Origin of the sequence: Myxococcus sp. XM-1-1-1, from assembly GCF_020037095.1 — a bacterium.
Classification (GTDB): Bacteria; Myxococcota; Myxococcia; order Myxococcales; family Myxococcaceae; genus Myxococcus; species Myxococcus fulvus.
This window is the reverse complement of record NZ_JAIQDH010000032.1, coordinates 34,137-53,520: the sequence shown is the minus strand read 5'-3', so window position 1 is coordinate 53,520 and position 19,384 is coordinate 34,137. Positions and strand designations below refer to the sequence as shown.

Below are 19,384 nucleotides of genomic sequence, written 5' to 3'. Positions count from 1 at the left end.
CCCACAAGAGGCGCCCCGTCCCGAGGCCAGCCACTGCGACTTTAGCGAGCCGTCACGACAATCTCCTGCCCAGGCACCGCGAGCACCCACCGCGTGCTCTCGCTCCCCGCGCAGTTCACCACCACCTCCAGCTCCCTGCCCGCCTCGATGGAGGACTTCGTCACCGGCGTGCGGTGGGGCAGCACCGCGCCATCCACCTTCACCTCACACCCCGGCGAGCTGGTCGCCACGCTCAGCGCCCCACGCGTCCCGGACTGCGGCGTGGCGTCTGCCAGCGTGCGCACGTCGATGTCCTCGCGCTGCGTCGTCGTGCCGAAACGGCGCAGCTTTCCGCCCACCGCCGTGGAGATGAGCAGCGAGCCGGTGGACGGCACCGCGAGCGTCTTCGTGCCGGGCTCCACCCGCACACCGCCGACGAACACGTGCTCTCCCTCCGACAGGTTCACGAACACGGAGCCGGAGCCGCGCAGCATCACCAGCGCCACCACCGCGATGACCAGGAGCGCTCCACCACCGATGGCCGCCCACTTCCACGTGGAGGCATTCGAGGGCTCCTCCCCATCGGCCTCGACCTCGGGCTCGACGCGGGGAGGCGCGACCGGGACCGGATGCGCCGTCGTGGAGGGACGGGGCGAAGGAGCCGGCCTGGGCGCCACGTTCGCCGCGGGAATCCCCACGGACGACGGACGCTGCGGCGTGGGCACCGCGGTGTGTCCCGGCTGCGAGGGCCTGGGCGCGGGCGCCACGGGACGCGGAGGCGCCGCGGGAGGAGTTACCCCCGGCTGGAGCACCACCACCTCCGTCCTGTCCCCCGCGTCCAGGTCCGGGAGCATCGGCAGCTCGGGCGCGACGGGAGGCGGAGGAGGACGCACGGGCGCCACGGGAGGCGGCGTCGCGGGACGCGCGGCGACCGGCGCGGGACGCGGAGGCGGCGCGGCCATGGGAGACGGACGCGGCGGAGTCCCGGGTACGGGGGGCGCGGACACGTTGCCGCTGCCCGTCCCCGGCACGCGGGGGATGCTCCCACTGGTGGAGGCCGTCGGCTTCGGGCCACTGCCCGTCCCCGGCCTCGGCGTCTTGCCGTCCACCGGCGCGGCCATGTCGCCGCTGCCCGTGCCGCTCCCGGAGGGAACCGGGCGCGGATGGCTGCCCGTCCCCGTCGCGGACGAAGGCGCGTACTCCACCAGCCGGTCCCCGAGCGTGTCCTTGAAGAACTGCGCCACCGCCGCCGGGGACGAGTTCAGGCGGTGGTGCGCCATCACCGCTTCAATCTCCTCGCGCATCGCCGCGGCGGACGCCGTGCGGCGCGCCGGGTCCTTCACCAGCGCGCGGAGGATGAGGTCGGAGACGTCCTGCGGGATGTTGGGCCGCAGCTGCGAGGGCACCGGCGCCGGCTCGCGCACGATGGCGTTGAGCGTGGCCGCGTCGTGGTCCCTGCGGAACGGCAGCTGTCCGGTGAGCAGCTCGAAGAGCACCACGCCCAGCGCGAACACGTCGTTGCGCGCGTCCAGCGTGCGCCCGGACGCGGCCTCCGGGGAGATGTACGAAATCTTCCCCTTCAGCACGCCCGCCTGCGTGTGCTCCTCGCCCGCCACCTTGGCGATGCCGAAGTCGCTGAGCTTGATGGCGCCGTCCAGCGAGATGAGCACGTTGTGTGGGCTGACGTCGCGGTGCACCACCGGGTGCGGAATGCCCGCCGGGTCCACGTACGCGTGCGCGTAGTGCAGGCCCGCGGCCACCTCCGCCACGATTCGCAGCGCGTGCTCCAGGGGCAGCGCCAGCCCCTTGCGGCGCAGCTCGTTCACCAGCCGCTTCAGGTCCGGCCCGCGCACGTACTCCATCAGGATGTACGCCACCCCGTCGGACACGCCCACGTCGAAGGTCTGCACGACGTTGGGATGCGTCAGCCGCGCGTTGGCGCGCGCCTCCGCGAAGAGCATGTCCACGAACTCGGGGTTCTGCGCGAACTGCGGGAGGATCTTCTTCATCACCACGAACTTCTCGAAGCCCTTCACGCCGACCTGCTTGGCGAGGAAGACCTCCGCCATGCCGCCCTGCCCCAGCCGGCGGATGACGTTCAGCTTGGTGCTGCCCAGCGAGTTGGAGATGTCGGTGGGCGAGCCCTTGTTCGCCTGCGGGTCGATGTTGGTGGACCCGAACAGGTACTGGCTGAGCGCGCGCGGCTCCAGCACCTCGATGTCCTCGAGCGGCCGGTCCGTCAGCTGCATCCGCGCCAGGAACCCCTGCAGCTGGGGCATGTGCGGCACCTGCGCGGCGCCGCCGCAGATGGGGCACTCGTTGGACAGGCCCGTCTGCTGCGTGCGCAGCTGCGCCAGGTACGCGCTGGCCTGGATGCGCTGGTGGCTCACCTGTCCGCAGCTGCGGCACTCACACGGCAGCCACAGCGTGGCGAGCTTCGCGGGCAGCAGCTTGGCCGAGCGCGCCAGCACGGCCAGCGCCGGCGGAGGCAGCCGGCAGAGCACCACCTGCGCGCCCTGCGCGGCGGTGTCCAGCACCTGCTCCAGCTTGGGCAAGGCCTCCGGCTCCACCTTGCTCACGTGGCTGAAGTCGAACGCGACGCGCCCCTCCAGGCCCGAGGCGAGCCGGCGCACGTTGAGGTCGCCCTTGAGGGTGCTCGCCAGCGAGATGAAGGTGATGTCGTCCTGGACGATCTTCAGGTGCTGCGGAAGGTCCGGCTGCTCCTTCGGCATGCTGGCGCGCAGGTAGCGCATCACCACCGGGTCCACGGTGCCGAACTGCTGGCGGCGCGCGTAGTCGAAGAACTCGCCCGGCAGGTCCGCGAACTCCAGCGGGTTGGAGCAGACGGGGCAGGCGTGCTCGGGCGCGCGCTCCTCGGCGATGACCTGCGCCTCGTCGACCAGGTTCACCACCCGCATCCGGTCTTCGTTGCAGGTGCGGCACGTGTACGGCGCCAGCATGGAGAGCACGCGGGCGACTCCCGCGAAGCCCTCCACCATGTTGAGCTGGTCCACCACGACGGGCGGAGCGTGGACGACGTAGAGCCCCAGCGCGCCCGGGGGCAGCTTGGCGGCGAACTCGATCCACCGACGCACGCCGAAGGAGCTGATGCGCTCCACCCTCCCCAGGTCGACGACGAGAAGCCCGCTGAGCTCCGGGCTGGTCGACGTCAGGGGGAAGGTCTCGTCGATGACGCCGGCGATCCGGACGTGGGTGATGGTACCCACACGGAGCCGGCTGATGATGGCGTTGGAACCCTGGCTATCCACCGGCCCTGACCTCATGCGAACAGAAAAGCAGTGACTTGGGCTGGGTCGCGCGGCGGCGCGCGTCTCCCAGGTCCACCACGCACACGACGCGAGACTCGCGGCCGACGCACACCCGCGCGGCCACCGTGTCGCAATGCTCGAGGATGCGGCGCAACCCGAGGCCCGCTCCGCCCCCGGACGCATCCACCTTCACCTTCTGGCCCCACCCGTCCAGCGCCCGGGCGAACGGCCCCGGCCGCAGCCCGCCGAAGCGGTCCGCCACCTCCAGCCACATCCGGCCGTCCTCCACCGCGAACACCAGCTCGCAGGCGTCCTCCGGCGCCACCTCGCGCACCTCGGTGCGGCGGTGCGCGTAGCGGGGCTCGCCCTTGGCGTCCACCGGCGCATCCAGCAGCGCGTTGGCGGAGATCTCATGCACCACGTCCGCCACCAGCCCCGCGGCCACCCGGCTGCCCTCGGCCGCGCCCACCGCCGCCGCGGCCGCCGTGGCCGCCTCGTGGATGTCCGCCACGCGGCGCAGCGGATGGCGCGTCACCTCCGCGCGCTCGGGCAGCAATGTCCCGGACGGCTTGAGGACCGCGCCCACCAGGAGCGCCTCCCACATGGACGGGCCGCCGTCGCGCTCGCGCGTGGCCAGCAGCAACGCCGGAGGCTCGCGCCGCAGCCACTGCGCGTGCTCGGGCTTGAGCACCCCGTCGAACAGCAGGAGGCCGCGCGAGCCCGTCGACGGGGACGTCTCCGCGGAGGCCCCCACCCCACCCTGCGTCAGCAGAGGCACCACCTGCTCGAGCGCGGCCGCGGGCAGGGAAGCATCTGCAATCAGCAGGAGGCCACTGGCCTCCAGGTGGGGTGCGGTACTCAAACGAGGTGCCTAGTAGCGTACCTTGACTTCACTGAAGAAGGACTGGGGCGCGACGGGGAAGCCGTGAGACTCCTCGTAGGCGGCGTTGAAGAGGTTGGAGCCCAGGAACGACACGGAGATGCCGTCGTAGACGTTGAAGCCCACCCGCGCGCTGGCGGTGAGGTAGCTGGGCAGCTCCACGCGGGAGCTGGGCAGGCCCGTGGCCTCGTCCACCTGGAAGCCCGGGTCGAAGCGCGAGCCCACGAAGAGGGCGTAGAGCTCCACGAAGGCCACCTTGCCGATGTTGGTGCGGCCGCGCGCGTAGATGCGGTGGGTGGGCGCGTAGTCCAGCGGCGTGCGGGCCCCGCCGTCGAAGGGCACGTTCTTGGCGTCGAGGAACTGGTAGGCCACGTCGAAGGACGAGTTGATGGACGGAATCTGCGCGGCCGCCTCCAGCTCCGCGCCGGCGATGCGCGCGTCACCCATGTTCCGGAACTGTGACACCGAGCCGAACACGAGCTGCTGATTGATGAAGTTCTTGGCCACGTTGTAGAAGCCCGTCCCCGTCAGGCGCACCCGCCGGTCGAAGGGCCAGAAGTCCACCGAGGCCTCGAAGGTATCCAGCGTCTCCGCCCGCAGGCCCGCGTTGCCCACCAGCGTGGAGGCGTACATCTGCTGGTTGATGGCGAGCTCCGCCAGCGTGGGCGCGCGGAAGGCGCGGCCGTAGTTGGTGCGCAGCGTGAGCAGCTCCGGCACCGCGTGGAAGACGACGCTGGCGCGCGGTGAGATCTGGTCCGTGCGCTCGCGCCAGACGCGCTCGGGAATCTGGTAGCGGTCATAGCGGGCGCCCGCGCTGAGCACCACGCGCTCCAGCGGGCGGTACTCCGCGTCCACGAAGCCGCCGATGATGGTCTGCTTCGTGTCGTCCATCGTGAGCTCGGGCAGCACGTTGGGCACGTTGACCTGGTCGAACTTCACGTCGCCGCCGAACGTCACGGACACCGGGCCCGCCGAGTACAAGGCGCGCGCCTCGCCGCCCAGCCGCCGGCGCTTGCCCAGCGCGCGCGTGGGGTCGCCACCGAAGGCGTTCTCCATCACCACGTCGCGGCGCTTGAAGAAGCCGTACACCTGACCGAACAGGCGCAGGCTGTCCGTCACCTGCTGGTCCACCTGCGCGGAGGCGTTGAGGTTCTGGACGGACTCCTCGTCGTTCGGCGTGTAGTGGCAGCGGCCGCAGTTGCCCACCGTCGAAATCCCGGTGTGCGAGCCGCCCGGACGGCCGATGGTCGCGTCGGTGAAGTCCGCGTCCAGCGCCAGCGGGCCCACGCGCACCTTGCCGTTGACCTGGTGCACCATCGAGTCCTGGTTGCGGTCCACCAGGCCCGTGGCCGGATCATTGAAGAGCTGCGGGCCGTCCGAGCCGAAGCCGTAGTAGCCGAGCAGCGCCTCCACCGGGCCACCGCGCCCGGCCACGTTGCCGTGCAGCCGCCACGTCTGGTCCTGGCCGGCGAGCACGCGCGCCTCCGCGCCCACGCTGCGTCCCGGGGCGATGAGGTCCGCGGGCTGCCGCTCGATGATGTTGATGACGCCGCTGAAGGCGTTGGAGCCGTACAGCGAGGAGCCCGGGCCCCGGATGACCTCCACCTGCTTCAGGTTGACCAGGGGCGTCGTCTCGTCCGCGTAGAACTGGCCCGTCCACGGGTCCGTCAGCGGGCGGCCGTCCTTCAGGAGCAGCAGGCGGTTGGACAGGTAGTTGGAGCCCAGGCCGCGCGCGCTCACCGCCGCCTTGCGCATGGAGCCCCGGCGGCACTCCATGCCGGGGAAGTACTGGATGGCCTCGCACAGCGTGAACTGGCCGGTGCCCTCGAGTTCCTCGGCGGGAATCCACGACACCGTCAGCGGCACGTCCGCGATGCGCTGGTTGCGCTTGCCGGCCGTGGTCACCACCGCCTCGCTGAGCACGCGGTTGACGGACTCCTCCAGCGGGTCGGCGCCGCCCAGGGGATCCAACCCGGCCAGGCCCGACGGGGGCGGCATGGCCCGGTCCATGGTGGGCTCGGCGAAGGGCGCGCTGATGGGGACGTTGTCGGTGGCGACGGGCGCGGAAGGCGGCGTCTTCGTCGCGGGCAGCACGGCGCCGTGGCCCGGCGTGGAGGCGGGCGACGAGGTGAGCGGATCCGAGATGCTGGGACCGGGCTGGGCGCCCGGGCTCGCCACGGGAGCCGTGGGCAGCGGCGCGGGGGGATGCGACTCCACCGTGGGCGCCGGGGCGACGGGCACGGGGGGCTCGGCCGTCACGGACTCCGTCGTCGGGGTGGGCTCGTCCTCCAGGCCACCGCCCAGCACGGGGATCTCCGCGTCGGCGGGCGCGGCCTCGGTGCCACGAGGAGGCTTGCGCGTCTTGGGCGGCTTCTTCGCCGTCGCGCGCGGAGGCTTGGTGGCGGGCGTCTTCGTCGTCGTGGCGGCGGGCTTCGTCCCGTTCGCCACGCGCTTCTTGCGCTTCACCTTGGGCTGCGACTCGGAGGCCGCGTCGCTCTGCTGCGCCTGGGCCACCGTCGGGTGGGCCACGGCCAGCGCGCAGAGGACGGCCGACACCGTGAAGAAGGCGCGAAGGCCCCGGCGCTTCACGTGAGCACGCACCGCGCCTGGCAGCGGATCACCACACACAATCGAGTGCATCGTTCTCTCATCCGCGGATGGGAGGAGCCCCCGCGGTCCTGTACGCCCCGGTTGGCGGGCGCGGCGCCAGGGCAATCGGTCTGTTGGACGAATTCGCTCACCTGCACGCTCGCGCCGTCGAAAAACAAGCTACCCCAGAGACCCCGCCGGGCCAAGCCGGTGATTCTCATTCCCTGGAAACTCAAGAGTGTTTCGGGCTGTAGCGTCCAAGGTTGCGTGAAATCAGTCGTCGGGCTGCTCGGCGGAGACGGCGAGGTCGCTGGTGAAGGACGGCAGCGAGGGCCCCAGCGCCTCGGCGCGGACGAAGACCTCGGCGTCCACGCGCGTGTCCGCCACGTCGGCGAAGACGGGCTGGCGGCGCGGGGGGCCCTGGGTGACGAGACGTCGGAAGTCCTCGAAGTCCTTGCCCTGGATGCGCGCGAAGGGCTCGAACGGCGCCACGGCGCCCACGGTGGGCAGGGCCTGCTCCAGGGCCTCCTTGTGGTTGCGCAGGTCCACCAGCACGGCGCCGGGGAGCCGGGCGCTGCGGAAGAGCACCCGCAGCTCCTTGTCCTTGGGGACGTGGGACACGGGGACGAGCGCGGCCTCCGCGCCCTTGGCCTCGAGCATCTTCAGCGCGGACTCCACGTTGGGCACGGGGGACAGCTTGAAATGGCGCTGTGCGTCCAAGTCGCCGCCGAGCACCGCGTGGGTGACGAACTTGGGGTCGGCGGGGCCGGCGCCCTTCACCAGGGCCAGGCGCTTGCCGGCGAGGTCCTTCACCGCGCCCTTGTGGGTGGAGACGATGGCCCAGCGCTGCTGGGACTCCCCCGGGCGCGAGGCCCAGGCCAGGGGCGTGGCGCGCGAGCCCAGCTGCACGGCGGCCCAGCCCTCCACCACGGCGAAGTCGACCAGGCCGTCCGCCATGGCGCGCGCGAAGTCCTCGTAGCGGCCGAAGCTCTTGGCGGCGACGGGGCGGTCCAGGACCTCGGTGAGCTTGGCGGCCAGGGCCTCCGCGTACTGGAAGCGCTCCTGACCATCACTCAAGGTGGTGGCGAGGAAGACGCCCACGGTGGCCTTCTTGGGGGCCGCGGCGACGGCGGGGGATGCGACGAGGAAGGCCAGCGCGAGGATGGCCCACGGGAAACGAGGCGTCTTCATGGGGTCTCCTCCACCACGGCGGGGCCGTTGGACGGGACGCTGCCCGCGGGCTCGGCGAGGCCGTGCAGGCTCTGCAGTCGGTCCTTCCACTCGCGCACCTGGGCCATGCGAGGCCCGGTGCCGGAGGCGAGGTAGCGGCGCCAGGCGTCCACGGCCTCGGCCGGCTCACGGCGACGCTCCTGGGCGTCGATGCCCAGGTTGAGCGAGGCCACGGACACGGTCGACTCCAGCCGCCGCCAGGTGCTCAGCGCGTCGGACGTCTTGCCCTTGCGCCAGTCGACGCAGGCCAGGTTGTGCTGGACGAGCGCGTCCTCGGGCTCGGTGGCGAGCGCGGCCTTGAGGGCCTTCTCGGCGAGCTTCATGTTGCCGGAGGCGTAGGCCAGCGAGGCCTCGCGCCGGTGGAGCGCGCCCGTCATGGACGCAATCCACTTGGGCTGCCCCGGCATGGGCTTCTTGGCCGCGGCGGTGAGCTGCTTGCGGGCGGCGGCCACCTGCCCCTTCTTGTAGAGCACGAAGGCGTCCGCCAGCGCGCGCGTGTTGGGCCAGGCCCAGGGCTGCGCGGGGGTGAGCGCCTTCTTCAGCGCGGCGGCGGCCTCGGCGTGACGACCGGCCTCCGCGCGCGTCAGGCCCCGGGCGAAGAGGGCCAGCTTCGCGAGGTCTCCCCGCTTGCCGGTGCCCAGCTTGTCCACCGCGTCGAGGTCGCGGTCCGCGCCCTCCGCATCTCCCGCCTCCAGCCGGGCGAGCGCGCGACGCACCAGCACGCGCGGCAGGTTGGCCTGGGCCACGCTCGCGGCATCTCGCGACGGGCCCACCTCGGTGAGCCGCTGCACGGCGGCGTCCACCTGCCCCAGCTCGACCTCCGCCAGCGCGGCGCCCACGGACGCCTCGGCCTGCTGGTCGGGCTCCTCCGTCTGCTTGCCGGCGAGGTTGAACGCCTCCAGCGCCGCCTGCGCGTCACCCGCGCCCAGCCGCGCATAGCCCAACAGGAGCTGGTCCCTCCACGTCGCGCCGGGCAGCGTGGCGCCCTGCTCCATCACCTTGCGCGCATCCGCGTACGTGCGCGTCTCCAACAGCGCCGCCGTCAGCCGGCGGGCCATGACCGCGCTGCGGTCCAGGTCGAACGCGCGGCGCAAATCCCGCACCGCGTCGTCCGCCCGGCCTCCACCGCTGCGATCTCTCGCGCGATGGGCCAGCGCGCGCGCCAGCCACTGCTTCGCGCCCGCGTGCTGGGGCTCCACCTGGAGCGCGTTGCCGTAGTCCTCGATGGCCTGGTCCCACTGGCCGGTGGCGAAGTGGTCCGCGCCCAGCAGCATCCATCCCAGGGCCTGCCGGGGCGCCATCTCCACCACGCGGCGGTGCACCTCCACCGCGCGCTGGAAGCGGCCGGCGCGGCGGTTGACGGAGCCGAGCGAGGCCCACAGGTCCACGCTGCTCGCGCCCGAGCGCACCGCGGCCTCCAGGAACTGGATGGCCTCCTCGTGACGACCCTGCGCCTGCAGCGCCTTGCCCACCGCCATCTGTCCCAGCACCAGGCCCGGCTGCAGCTCCAGCACCTTGCGGTAGGCCTCCTCGGCGGCCGGGGCCTGCTTGCGCGCGAGCCGCACGTCACCGAGCAGCAGGTAGGCCGCGGGCGTCGCGCCCAGCTTCACCACCGCCACCGCCTCCGACTCGGCGCGCGTCAAATCACCGGCGGACAGGTACAGCCGCGCGAGCTTCTCCCTCGGCTCGGCGACCTGCGGGAAGCGCGTGGCCACGCCCTCCAGCAGCGTGCGCGCCTCCACCCCCTTGCCCTCCAGCTCCAGCACGCTCGCGAGCCCCAACTGCACCGTGGGCGACTCGGGCCGCCCGGCCTGGGCCTGAGTGAAGGACGCACGAGCGGCCACGGTGTCCCTGCGCAGCACGTGCGCGCGGCCGAGCAGCTCGTGGATCTGGAAGTCGTTGCCGGACAGCTTCGCGGGGCGCAGCGACAGGTAGCGCTGCAGCCGCGTCACCGCCGCGTCGCCCTGCTGGGCGTAGAGGTAGTAGCTGGCCAGGTAGTAGTGGACGATGAGGTGCTCGGCCTGGTCGGCCTGGGCCACCTTCTCCAGCATCGGCACCGCCTCCGGGAAGCGGCGCAGCTTGAAGAGGGCCACGCCCAGCGGATACGCGAGCGTCAGTTCGGACGGGTTCGCCGTGTGCACGGCGGACACGCGCTCCACGGTGCGCGCCCAATCCTGCAGCGCGTTGGCGGCGGAGCCCACGCCCGCGGCGGCGGTGATGGAGGTGGGCTCGGCGGCCAGGGCCTTCTCGAAGAGGCCCAGGGCCTTCCTGTACTTCTCCTCGGCCTCCTTCTTGTCACCGGAGGCGCTCGCGGCGCTGGCGGAGACCTGGGCCTGCTCGCCCTCCTTCACCAGCCGCTGCGACTCGGACATGGGGGGCGCGCGGTACTGCGCCAGGACGGGAGGACTGGCCAGCGAGGCCAGGAGCGCGAGCGCGGGGACGAGACGTCGCTTGGGGGTGTGGGGTGTGCGGCGCATGCGGGAGTCGTCCAGGGGTCAGGCGGGGCTGAACTCGGCGACGACGACGGTGATGTCGTCGCGCTGCGGCTGTCCCGCGCTGTGGGCACGGGCGTCCGCGAGCAGCGCTTCACGCAGCGCCTCCGCGGACAGGTGGGCATTGGCCTGCACCGCGGCGGCCAGGCGCTGGGTGCCGTACATGCGCCCTCCGCCGTCGCGCGCCTCGGTGAGGCCGTCGGTGTACCAGACGACGATGTCGCCGGGGCGAAGCTGGCCGTCGCGCGAGGTGAACTGCGACGTCACGGACGCGCCCAGCAGCGGACCGCGCGCGGGCAGCGAGGCCACCTGACCGCTGTGGCGGTTGAAGACGAGGGGGCTGGGGTGCGCGCCGGCCGCGTAGTCGATGACGCCGGTGGACACGTCGATGACGGCCAGGGCGCTGGACATCTGGTGCTCGCCGCGGCCCACGTTGGCCAGCGTCACGTTGAGCGCGGTGATGAGCATCCGCGCGTTGACCTCCGAGGGCTCGCGCAGCGTCATCGCGGAGGCGAAGCCGCTGGTGGCGCTGGTGGCGACCAGCGAGGTGGACAGGCCGTGGCCCGTCACGTCGCCGATGCCGATGACCACGCGCTGCTCGTCCAGCGCCGCGCGGAACCACCAGTCGCCGCCGCACGCGTCCGCGGTGACGACGAGGCCCGCGATGCGCAGCGCGCCCACCTGCACCGCGTCGCGGCCGGGCAGGAGCGTCTCCTGGACGGTGCGCGCCAGCGACACCTCGCGCTCCAGCTGCGCCTTGGCGCGCACGTCGTCGAGCAGCACCTTGATGCGCTCGGCCATGTGGTTGAACACCACGCCCAGCGTGCGCACCTCGCGCCCCGCGCCCCGCGCCGCCTGCGTGCGCGCGCCCAAATCACCGGCGGCCAGCTGCATCACCTTGTTCGTGAGCATGCCCAGCGGGCGGGTGATGCGACGGCTCTGGAACGCGGCCACCACGCCCGCGAGCACCACGAACCCCAGCCCCAGGCCCAGCATGCGCACCGTGTTCGCGCGCACCGTCTCGCGCTTGTCCCGCTCCAGTTCCTCCAACTGCACCTGGAGCGCGCGCAGCGAGTAGCTGATGACCACCAGCCCCTTGCCGCTGCTGGAGCCGTAGTCGATGGGCTCTTGAATCTCGTACACCGGCTGGTCGCGGTAGAAGGCCTGCACCAGGCGCTGCTCGGCGACGCGGCCGGTGGGCACATCGGACTCGGCCGCGCCCGCGGCCTTCGGCTCGCTGTCCGCCATCACCACGCCCTCCGGGTCGAGAATCTGGACGCGGAGGATGTTGGGGTTGGTGGTGACGATGGAGCCGGCCACGCCCTCCAGGAAGGCGTAGTTGTTGTCGCGCAGGTTGGTGACGGAGGTGAGCGCCAGCGTCTGCCCCACCGTGCGCCCCAGCTCGCGGGCCTGCTCCTGGATGCGCTCGGTGGAGCGGCGCGCGGTCTCCTCGAACTGGGACTGGGTGGAGGCCACCGACAGCGCCGCCAGCAGGCCCACGATGACCACGACGAGCGCCGTGGTGGTGAGCAGGAGGATCTGGTCCAGCCGGGGCCCGCGGATGGCGGCGACGTTGGGCAGCTCCCCCGCCTCCAGCGGCGCGATGAGCGTGCCCGTCTGCTCGGCGTGGGGCAGCCCCACGTTGGAGGTCAGGCGGGTGGCGGTGGACTCGCGAGAGCCCGTCAGCTCCCGGGTGCCTGTCCTCTCGGCCGGTGGTGGGGCGGCTCCCGCAGACGTGCCAGGGGACGTACCGGACTCCGGCGCGGGGTTCAGACGCGTGTTCGTGCTGGACAAGGACACACCCGGAAGGGCCACGCCCGAGGCGCGGCGGGAGCGAAAAAGAGTCGCGACTCTAGCGCACTTCTCCTGCTTCGCGAGGTCCTGCCCCCCACGACACGTCTCCGCCACCGCGCGGCGCGACGTGCCTTGACGGGTGTGGCCCGCATCCTGTTCAGCGAGGACACTTCACGTCCGGTGAGTGTCGGGCGAGGCCCTTCACCCGGCGTCCGCGCGCGGGCCCGGTTAGGCTCGCGGGAGCATGAAGCCGCTCTTCCACGTGGCGCGAACGCCCGTTCATCTCCAGCCGCTCTTCTTCCTCACCGCGCTGGCGACGGGCTGGGACTTCGCCGCGGAGCCAGGCCGTCTGGCGATGTGGCTGCCGGTGGTCTTCGTGTCCGTGCTCCTCCACGAGCTGGCCCACGCCTGGGCCCTGCGCCGCTTCGGCTCCCCGGCGAGCATCACCCTCCATGAGCTGGGCGGCACCACCCGGGGCTCGGACCGGCTCACGCACCGCCAGTCCGCGTGGGTGAGCCTCGCCGGGCCCGCCGCGAGCCTCCTGGTGGGCGGGCTGGCGTGGTGGGCCTCGGACCTCGCCTCGCCGGGAGGGCAGCCGGGCCTGGGCGGGGCGCTGCTCCAACAGCTCCTGTGGGCGAACGCGGGCTGGGGGCTCTTCAACCTGCTGCCGGTGCGCCCCCTGGATGGCGGGGACTTCGTCGCCTCGCTCGTGCGCCACCGCGCCGGCTATCGACACGAGCGGGGGCTCCAGGTCCTCGGCGTCCTCACCGCGGTGGCGCTGGTGGTGGGCGCCATCGTCACGCGCACCGTCTGGATGGGCGTGCTCGCCCTGATGCTGGGGTTCAGCAACGGGCGCAGGCTGCTCCAGCGCCAGCGCGAGGCACGCCTGAAGCCCATCACCCCACCCCGCCGCCCCCTGGCGCGCGAAGGCTCGACCGAGGGCGCCATCCCGCTCGACGCGCTATTGGGACGCAAGCCCGCCGCGGCCAAGACACCCGAGCCGGGCCCCGAGCACGCGCGCGCCTCCCCGCGCACGGTGGCCAGCGACGAGGACGTCCCCCACGACGCGGGCAGCGTGGGCCAGCTCCTGCTCGACAGCGGCCTGGCGGACCTCGCGGTGCGGCCCCTCCAGGAGTCCTTCACCCGCGAGCCCTCGCCACGCGCGGCCCACGCGCTGGCCCTCGCCCTGCTGGAGGCCGGACGCACCGCGGAGCTGGAGTCGCTGCTCTCAGGCCCCCAGGCGCCGCTGGTCTCCGACGAGACGCTGGCCGCCGTCGACGCGCGGGCCCACGTCCTGGGCCACGCCACGCTAACGGACCGCGTCACGGCCCTGCGACGTGGCCGGGCTCCTAAGTCGGATGAGCGAGGCTGATTGCCGCGCCGCGCCACCGGGCCCGGCCGGGTGGTGGGAAGCCGACGCGGCATCTCTCGCTTGAGAAATGGGGGCGCATCCGGGTTATAGGGGCGTCCCCTCCAGATAGAGGAAGCCCGCGCGTGTCTCGACCCCGACTCATCAAAGAATCGTCCGCGCCGCTCCAGCTGGACAAGGAGCTGCTGGTCCGCATCCACGACCTCATGGTCAAAACGCGCGTCCTCGAGGAGCGCCTCATCCAGATGTACAAGCAGGGCCATGGGTACTTCTGGATTGGCGGTCCCGGCGAGGAGGCGTTCAACGTCCCGCTCGGCCTGCTGATGAAGAAGGGCCAGGGCCCCGAGTACGACTACCTCCACGCCCACTACCGTCAGTCCGGCACGCTGCTGGCGCTGGGCGAGGAGCCCATCGGCGCCCTCCGGCAGATGAAGAACACGGCGTCGGACCCGTACTCCGGCGGCCGCAACTTCGCGGGCCACTTCTCGCTGCGCAAGTACAACGTGGCCCCCGTCAGCTCGCCCATCGAGGTGCAGTACGCCATCGCGCCGGGCACGGCCATGGTGCAGAAGCGCGTGGGCGGCGACGGCATCACCATCGTCACCGGTGGCGACGCCGGCACGGCCGAGGGTGACTTCGCCTCCTGCCTGGTGTGGAGCAGCCGTCCCGCCAACCCGCTGCCCATCCTCATCATCGTCACCAACAACAAGTGGGGCATCTCCACGTCGGCGGAAGGCCAGCACGGCGAGCCCCGCGTGAGCGAGCGCGGCAAGGCGTTCGGCATCCGCTCGAAGACCATCAACGGCAACGACCCCGTGGAGGCCTACCAGGAGCTGAAGGAGGCCATGGAGTACGTGCGCAAGGAGCGCAAGCCGTTCCTCCTGGAGGCGAACGTGTCGCGCCTGTACGGACACTCGTCCGCGTCCGGCGCCAACTACGTCTCCGAAGAGGTGGACTGCCTGAAGAACTTCGAGGCGCGCCTGGAGCAGGACGGCGTGCTGACGCGCCAGCAGATGGACGAGCTGCGCAACCGCTACACCGAGGACATGGCCGCCGCCGCCCGCATCGCCCGGGACGAGCCGCTGCCGGGCCCCGAGACCATCTGGAAGCACATCTTCGCGGAGGACAAGTAACCCATGGCCAACATGGCACAGGCCATTCGCATGGCCCTCCACTACGCCGAGGAGAACCTGGGCGTGACGGACATCTTCGGGGAGGACGTCGGCGCCCCGCTGGGCGGCGTCTTCACCTGCACGCAGGGCCTGAAGACGACGTGGAACTCGCCTTTGGACGAGCGCGGCATCATCGGCGCGGCCATGGGCATCGCGATGGGCGGCGGCCGCCCCGTCGCCGAAATCCAGTTCTGCGACTACGTCTACAACACCATCGACCTCTTGAAGCTGGCGGGCAACACCTGCTGGTCCAGCAACGGTGACTGGAACCTGCCCATGGTGGTGCGCACGCCGGTGGGCAGCGGCATCCGCGGGTCCATCTACCACTCGCATTCCTTCGACGCGACGATGACCCACATCGCCGGGTGGAAGGTGGTGATGCCCTCCACGCCGCTGGACGCGTACGGCCTGCTCATCTCCGCGTGCAAGGAGCAGAACCCGGTCATGTTCCTGGAGCCCAAGGCGCTCTTGCGCGTCAAGGGCGAGGAGCGCATCCCCGGCGAGCCGGACGATGACCGCGCGCTGTCCAAGGCCATCGACGCGCCCCTGGGTGACCGCAGCCAGTGGAAGCCCGCGTGGCCCGAGGGGCTGGAGGCGTTCGCCATCCCCATCGGCAAGGGGAAGCTGGTGCGCGAGGGCTCGCAGGTGACGGTGGTCAGCTACGGCCGCACCCTGCCCCTGTGCGCGCGCGCCGCCGCGCTGCTCGCCGACGAGGGCATCAGCGTGGAGGTCATCGACCTGCGCTCGCTGTGGCCCTACGACTGGGAGATGATCAAGGCCTCCGTCCAGAAGACGGGCCGCGTGCTCTTCGTCAACGAGGACACCGAGGTGACGAACTTCGGCGAGCACCTGGTGCGACGCACGGTGGAGGAGCTCTTCTACTCCCTGCTCGCGCCTCCCCGGCTGCTGGCGGGCAAGTTCATCCCCGGCATCGGCCTGGCCGACACGCTGGAGATGGCCTCCGTGCCCCAGCAGAACGACATCACCGACGCCTTGCGCTCGCTCGCCGGCGAGCAGCCCTAGGCATCGTACCCAGTGCCCCCGTGTGGGCTGTCCGCCCACGGGAAAAGTCCCGGGCCGCCGTTCCTCTTTGGAGGAGCGGCGGCCCTTTCGTTAGACTGCCAACTGCCTTGTCACAGCCAATCGTCCGGACCGTCAGCCCCGCGGGCGCAGAAGCCCCCGCCTTCCGCATCCGCCGAGCCCGTCGCGGCGACGCCGAGGCCATGGCCTTGTTGCTTCGCGAGCTGGGCTACCCCCAGGGAACGGACCAGCAGACGGTCCACTGGGTGGTGAGCCATCCGGAGATTGAAATCTTCGTGGCCGGAGACCCGCAGGACAAACCCGTGGGCATGCTCTCCTTCTCCCACCGGCCGCAGCTGCGGCTGCGCGGGCGCGTGGGCACCATCGACGAGCTGGTGGTGACCGAGTCGTGGCGCCGCCGGGGCGTGGGCCGCGCGCTCATCAAGCAGATTTTGGAGCGCTGCAAGGTGCTCAGCGCGCGCCAGCTCCAGCTGGTCTCGCCGATAACGACCACGCCGGAGGTGCGCAGCTTCTATACGGCGTGCGGCTTCTCCGAGGTCGACGCGGGCGTGTTCCGCCACCTGGAGACGGAGAAGAGCCGCTGACGGTGCTGTCCGTCCCTCGCGCCCCGGGCTTCTTCCGGGGCCGAGGCGCACGGTGACGTCAGCGCTTGATGCGCTCCACCACGTTGTGCAGCCGGACGCGGTCGTCGTCGCTCACGTCCGTGAAGCGCACGCCGATGGCCTCCTGCTCGTCACGCACCCACGCGATGACGCCGGTGAGGTCGAACTGCTCGCCCGCGATGTCCATGGACAGCCGCACCTGGGCGCCCACGTCGTAGGCCTTGCGCGTACGCAGGCACAGGCCACCCGCGGACACGTTGATGGAGAACACGCGCAGCGCCCTGGCCGCGTCCTCGGCCTGGGTGAAGCGAACCGCGAACTTGGCGGCGACGCGCTCGTCCGTGCGCCGGTTCGCGTACGCGGCTGGGTCTCCCGATGACATCTCTGCTTCCGCCGCCTTGCTAGTCATGTGCACCCGCTACCCCCAGCCGTCCGCCGCTGGCGACCTAATGCCTTCCCGAGGACCGACGGGATACTGACGCGCCGAGCCACCCCTTGGGCATCGGTCATCCAGCAAGTGTCCGCTGCTTTCCAGGCTCGATTCAAGAGGGCCCCCACGAATGGGCGCCATCAGGTAAGTCCTCACACAGTTCGATTCGGGAGTTCGGGATGCGTGCGTGGCTCGCGGTGTTGACGGGGACCCTCTTCCTGGCGCTCGTCACGCCTGGGTGTGATGACGACGACAAACAGCCGGGCCCCGGCCAGGGTGACTCCGGGGTGCCCGGAGACCCGGACGGAGGCGGCGCGGGCGATGGCGGCGTGAGTCCCGACTTCGCGTGCAACGTCGCAAGACAGGAAGGCTGCGGAACCGGCCAGAGCTGTCACTTCGCGGACCTGTCGGGCGGCAAGACGGGCAGCCGGTGCTTCGCGGCGGCGTGTGACGTGGTGCTGCAGAACTGCGCGCAGGGGCAGCGCTGCACGTACGTGAGCACGGGCGCGGTGACGGAGCGCCGGTGCGTGGAGGCGGGCACCGTCGCCGAGGGCGCGCGGTGCACGCTGTCCCCCACGGACGGTGGGCCGGAGTTCGACACGTGCGCGGCGGGCCTGTTCTGCAAGGACGAGCGGCAGGACGACGGCGGCGTGGGCTTCTTCTGCCGGAAGCTGTGCCACACGAGCAGCCAGTGCACGGACTCGCGCGAGTGCAACACGGTGCTGCGGCTGGCGGGCACGTCGGAGCTGCCGCTGTTGTGCGGACCGCGCTCGCAGCCGTGCGACCCGTTCGCGCAGGGCTGCGCGGCGCCGCTCAGCTGCTACCCGTCCTCGTCGGGTCCGGTGTGCGCGGGCAGCGGGACTCGCGCGACGGGTGAGCCGTGCGACTTCAGCAACCAGTGCGCGCCGGGGAGCGCCTGTGTGAACACGGGGCAAGGGCTCAACTGCCGGCCGCTGTGCAGGCCCTCCAGCTCGCCCGCATGCACCGCCGGGACATGCCGTCCACTGAATGACAATCCTGGGGTGGGAGCCTGCATCCCATGAAGCGGGTTACCCACGTGGGGCAACTTCCGCCGCCATGTGGGTGAACGATGGACCCGAGCAAGGCCGGCGGGTTCGCGTGACAGGGAAAGCGTTGTCTCCATCTCGCCCGGAGACCAAGGGGGCGTGCGCCGCGAGCCTCGGGACTTGCGCGCATGTTCGGTGGTCGTCGCGGGAATGAGCGGTGTACATCGTGCGTCGTCGGGAGGGAGCGACGATGCGAATGTGGCGGACGTGGCTCGGTGTCCTCGCATGCGTGGGTGGCGCGCAGTTGGCGTGCACTCCCAGCAGCCCCGAGGACCCGTTGTCGGAAGAGCCTTCTCAAGAGCAGGGTGAGTCCACGAACGCGCCGGATGCCTCCGTGGACGTGGCGCCGCCATTGGTGCTCAACGACGACGGGCACGTGAGCTCACCGCCGCCGCCCGCGCCGCAGCCGCCGTTGCCGAGCATCGGCTTCCAGCCGGGCTTCCATCAGGCGCTGCGCTGGTCTCACTACGTGGGCGGTGTCACCACGTTCCGCCTGCGGGTGCCGGTGGCGCGCGCCGGAGAGCGGCTCCAGGTGACGTTCCGCGCGGGCGACGGGAACCTCATGCTCCAGCGCGCCACGGTGGCGAAGGCGGGCGTGGACGGCTCGCTGGTGTCGGCGCCGGTGGCGCTGAGCTTCGAGGGCAAGCCGGGCTTCAACGTCGGCGCGCGCGCGCTGGTGACGTCGGACCCGGTGGTGTTCCCCGTGGGCTTCCGCGAGGACGTGGCCATCACCTTCGAGGTGCGTGGGGCGCTGGCCGCCAGCGCCATCAACGCCTTCCCGGGCAGCTTCGCGCGAGCGGGCACGCATGCGCTGGTGACGGGCGCCATCGGCGGCGAGCCCTTCGAGCGCTCCGTGGGCGTGGCCTCGGTGCACGTGGAGGGCCCCACGGGCCGCGCCTTCATCGCGCTGGGTGACAGCATCACCGAGGGCTACGTCGACCTGCGCAACGACACGCGCAACGCCTGGCCGGCGCTGGTGGAGGCGCAGCTGGGCGTGCCCGTGGTCAACGCGGGCGTCAGCGGCCAGGGCTTCTACGACGCGCTGAGGCTCTTGTCCGACGAGGTGCTCGCGGTGAAGGGCGTCACCGACTGCCTGGTGCTGCTGGGCACCAATGATTTGGGCGACGCGGGCGCGGAGGAGCAGATGGAGACGCGGATGCTCCTGCTGGTGCAGCGGCTGGAGCCCTTCTGCCGCGTGTGGGTGAGCACGCTGTTGCCGAAGGAGAAGACGAACTACGGCGCCTATGACTACGTGAAGTCGCAGCGGCTGGGCTTCAACGCGTGGCTGCGCGGCGGCGGCACAAGCACGGACGTCATCGACCTGGAGTCGGTGATGCGGCAGACGAGCAACGTGCACCTCTACCTCGACGGCCTGGGCATCGACGGCATCCACCCGAGCACCGAGGGCCACCGGGTGATGGCGGCCGAGGTGGTGCGCACGCTGCGCGAGCGGGGCGAGCTGTAGCCCCG

At 71.7% G+C, this 19,384-nt stretch carries 13 protein-coding genes; 6 read left to right on the top strand and 7 right to left on the bottom strand.

Translation table 11 applies throughout. From position 1 onward, the window contains the following. Positions 1-41: 41 nt before the first annotated feature. From K8640_RS38370 to K8640_RS38345, 6 genes are all read right to left on the bottom strand, one after another. Positions 42-3,248 (bottom strand): serine/threonine-protein kinase, encoded by a 3,207-nt coding sequence (locus tag K8640_RS38370; RefSeq protein ID WP_223751630.1) that lies wholly within the window; start codon positions 3,246-3,248, stop codon positions 42-44. Then, positions 3,241-4,110, bottom strand: coding sequence for a hypothetical protein (locus K8640_RS38365; RefSeq protein WP_223751629.1), 870 nt, complete (start codon positions 4,108-4,110; stop codon positions 3,241-3,243). Before K8640_RS38365 ends, K8640_RS38370 begins: the two co-directional genes overlap by 8 nt. A 9-nt stretch (positions 4,111-4,119) precedes the next feature. Next, positions 4,120-6,768 carry a TonB-dependent receptor domain-containing protein gene (locus K8640_RS38360; protein WP_223751628.1) on the bottom strand — a complete coding sequence of 883 codons (2,649 nt, stop codon included), beginning with the start codon at positions 6,766-6,768 and terminating at the stop codon, positions 4,120-4,122. 222 nt (positions 6,769-6,990) lie between these two features. Next, entirely contained in the window at positions 6,991-7,908 is a 918-nt protein-coding gene (locus tag K8640_RS38355) for a PhnD/SsuA/transferrin family substrate-binding protein (RefSeq protein WP_223751627.1), read from the bottom strand. Next, positions 7,905-10,424 (bottom strand): tetratricopeptide repeat protein, encoded by a 2,520-nt coding sequence (locus K8640_RS38350; RefSeq protein WP_223751626.1) that lies wholly within the window; start codon positions 10,422-10,424, stop codon positions 7,905-7,907. Before K8640_RS38350 ends, K8640_RS38355 begins: the two co-directional genes overlap by 4 nt. Before the next feature lie 18 nt (positions 10,425-10,442). Continuing rightward, a complete protein-coding gene (locus K8640_RS38345; protein WP_223751625.1) occupies positions 10,443-12,233 on the bottom strand; it encodes a PP2C family protein-serine/threonine phosphatase in 1,791 nt (596 codons plus the stop codon). Between the two features lie 244 nt (positions 12,234-12,477). Here K8640_RS38345 and K8640_RS38340 point away from each other — a divergent pair, with 244 nt between their 5' ends. From K8640_RS38340 to K8640_RS38325, 4 genes are all read left to right on the top strand, one after another. Continuing rightward, complete coding sequence (locus K8640_RS38340) at positions 12,478-13,605, top strand: metalloprotease (protein WP_223751624.1); 1,128 nt, start codon at positions 12,478-12,480, stop codon at positions 13,603-13,605. A 122-nt stretch (positions 13,606-13,727) separates the two neighbouring features. Beyond that, the gene (locus tag K8640_RS38335) at positions 13,728-14,735 is read left to right on the top strand and encodes a thiamine pyrophosphate-dependent dehydrogenase E1 component subunit alpha (protein ID WP_141325736.1); all 1,008 of its coding nucleotides are present in this window, start codon (positions 13,728-13,730) and stop codon (positions 14,733-14,735) included. Positions 14,736-14,738: 3 nt separating this feature from the next. After that, the gene (locus K8640_RS38330) at positions 14,739-15,797 is read left to right on the top strand and encodes an alpha-ketoacid dehydrogenase subunit beta (RefSeq protein WP_141325735.1); all 1,059 of its coding nucleotides are present in this window, start codon (positions 14,739-14,741) and stop codon (positions 15,795-15,797) included. A 200-nt stretch (positions 15,798-15,997) separates the two neighbouring features. Then, entirely contained in the window at positions 15,998-16,399 is a 402-nt protein-coding gene (locus K8640_RS38325) for a GNAT family N-acetyltransferase (RefSeq protein WP_223751623.1), read from the top strand. Between the two features lie 58 nt (positions 16,400-16,457). Here K8640_RS38325 and K8640_RS38320 read toward each other — a convergent pair whose 3' ends face one another. Beyond that, positions 16,458-16,826 carry a TIGR02266 family protein gene (locus K8640_RS38320; protein ID WP_223751622.1) on the bottom strand — a complete coding sequence of 123 codons (369 nt, stop codon included), beginning with the start codon at positions 16,824-16,826 and terminating at the stop codon, positions 16,458-16,460. Between the two features lie 200 nt (positions 16,827-17,026). Here K8640_RS38320 and K8640_RS38315 point away from each other — a divergent pair, with 200 nt between their 5' ends. Continuing rightward, positions 17,027-17,890 (top strand): hypothetical protein, encoded by an 864-nt coding sequence (locus K8640_RS38315; protein ID WP_223751621.1) that lies wholly within the window; start codon positions 17,027-17,029, stop codon positions 17,888-17,890. 214 nt (positions 17,891-18,104) lie between these two features. Next, complete coding sequence (locus tag K8640_RS38310) at positions 18,105-19,379, top strand: GDSL-type esterase/lipase family protein (RefSeq protein WP_223751620.1); 1,275 nt, start codon at positions 18,105-18,107, stop codon at positions 19,377-19,379. The last annotated feature ends 5 nt before the right edge of the window (positions 19,380-19,384 follow it).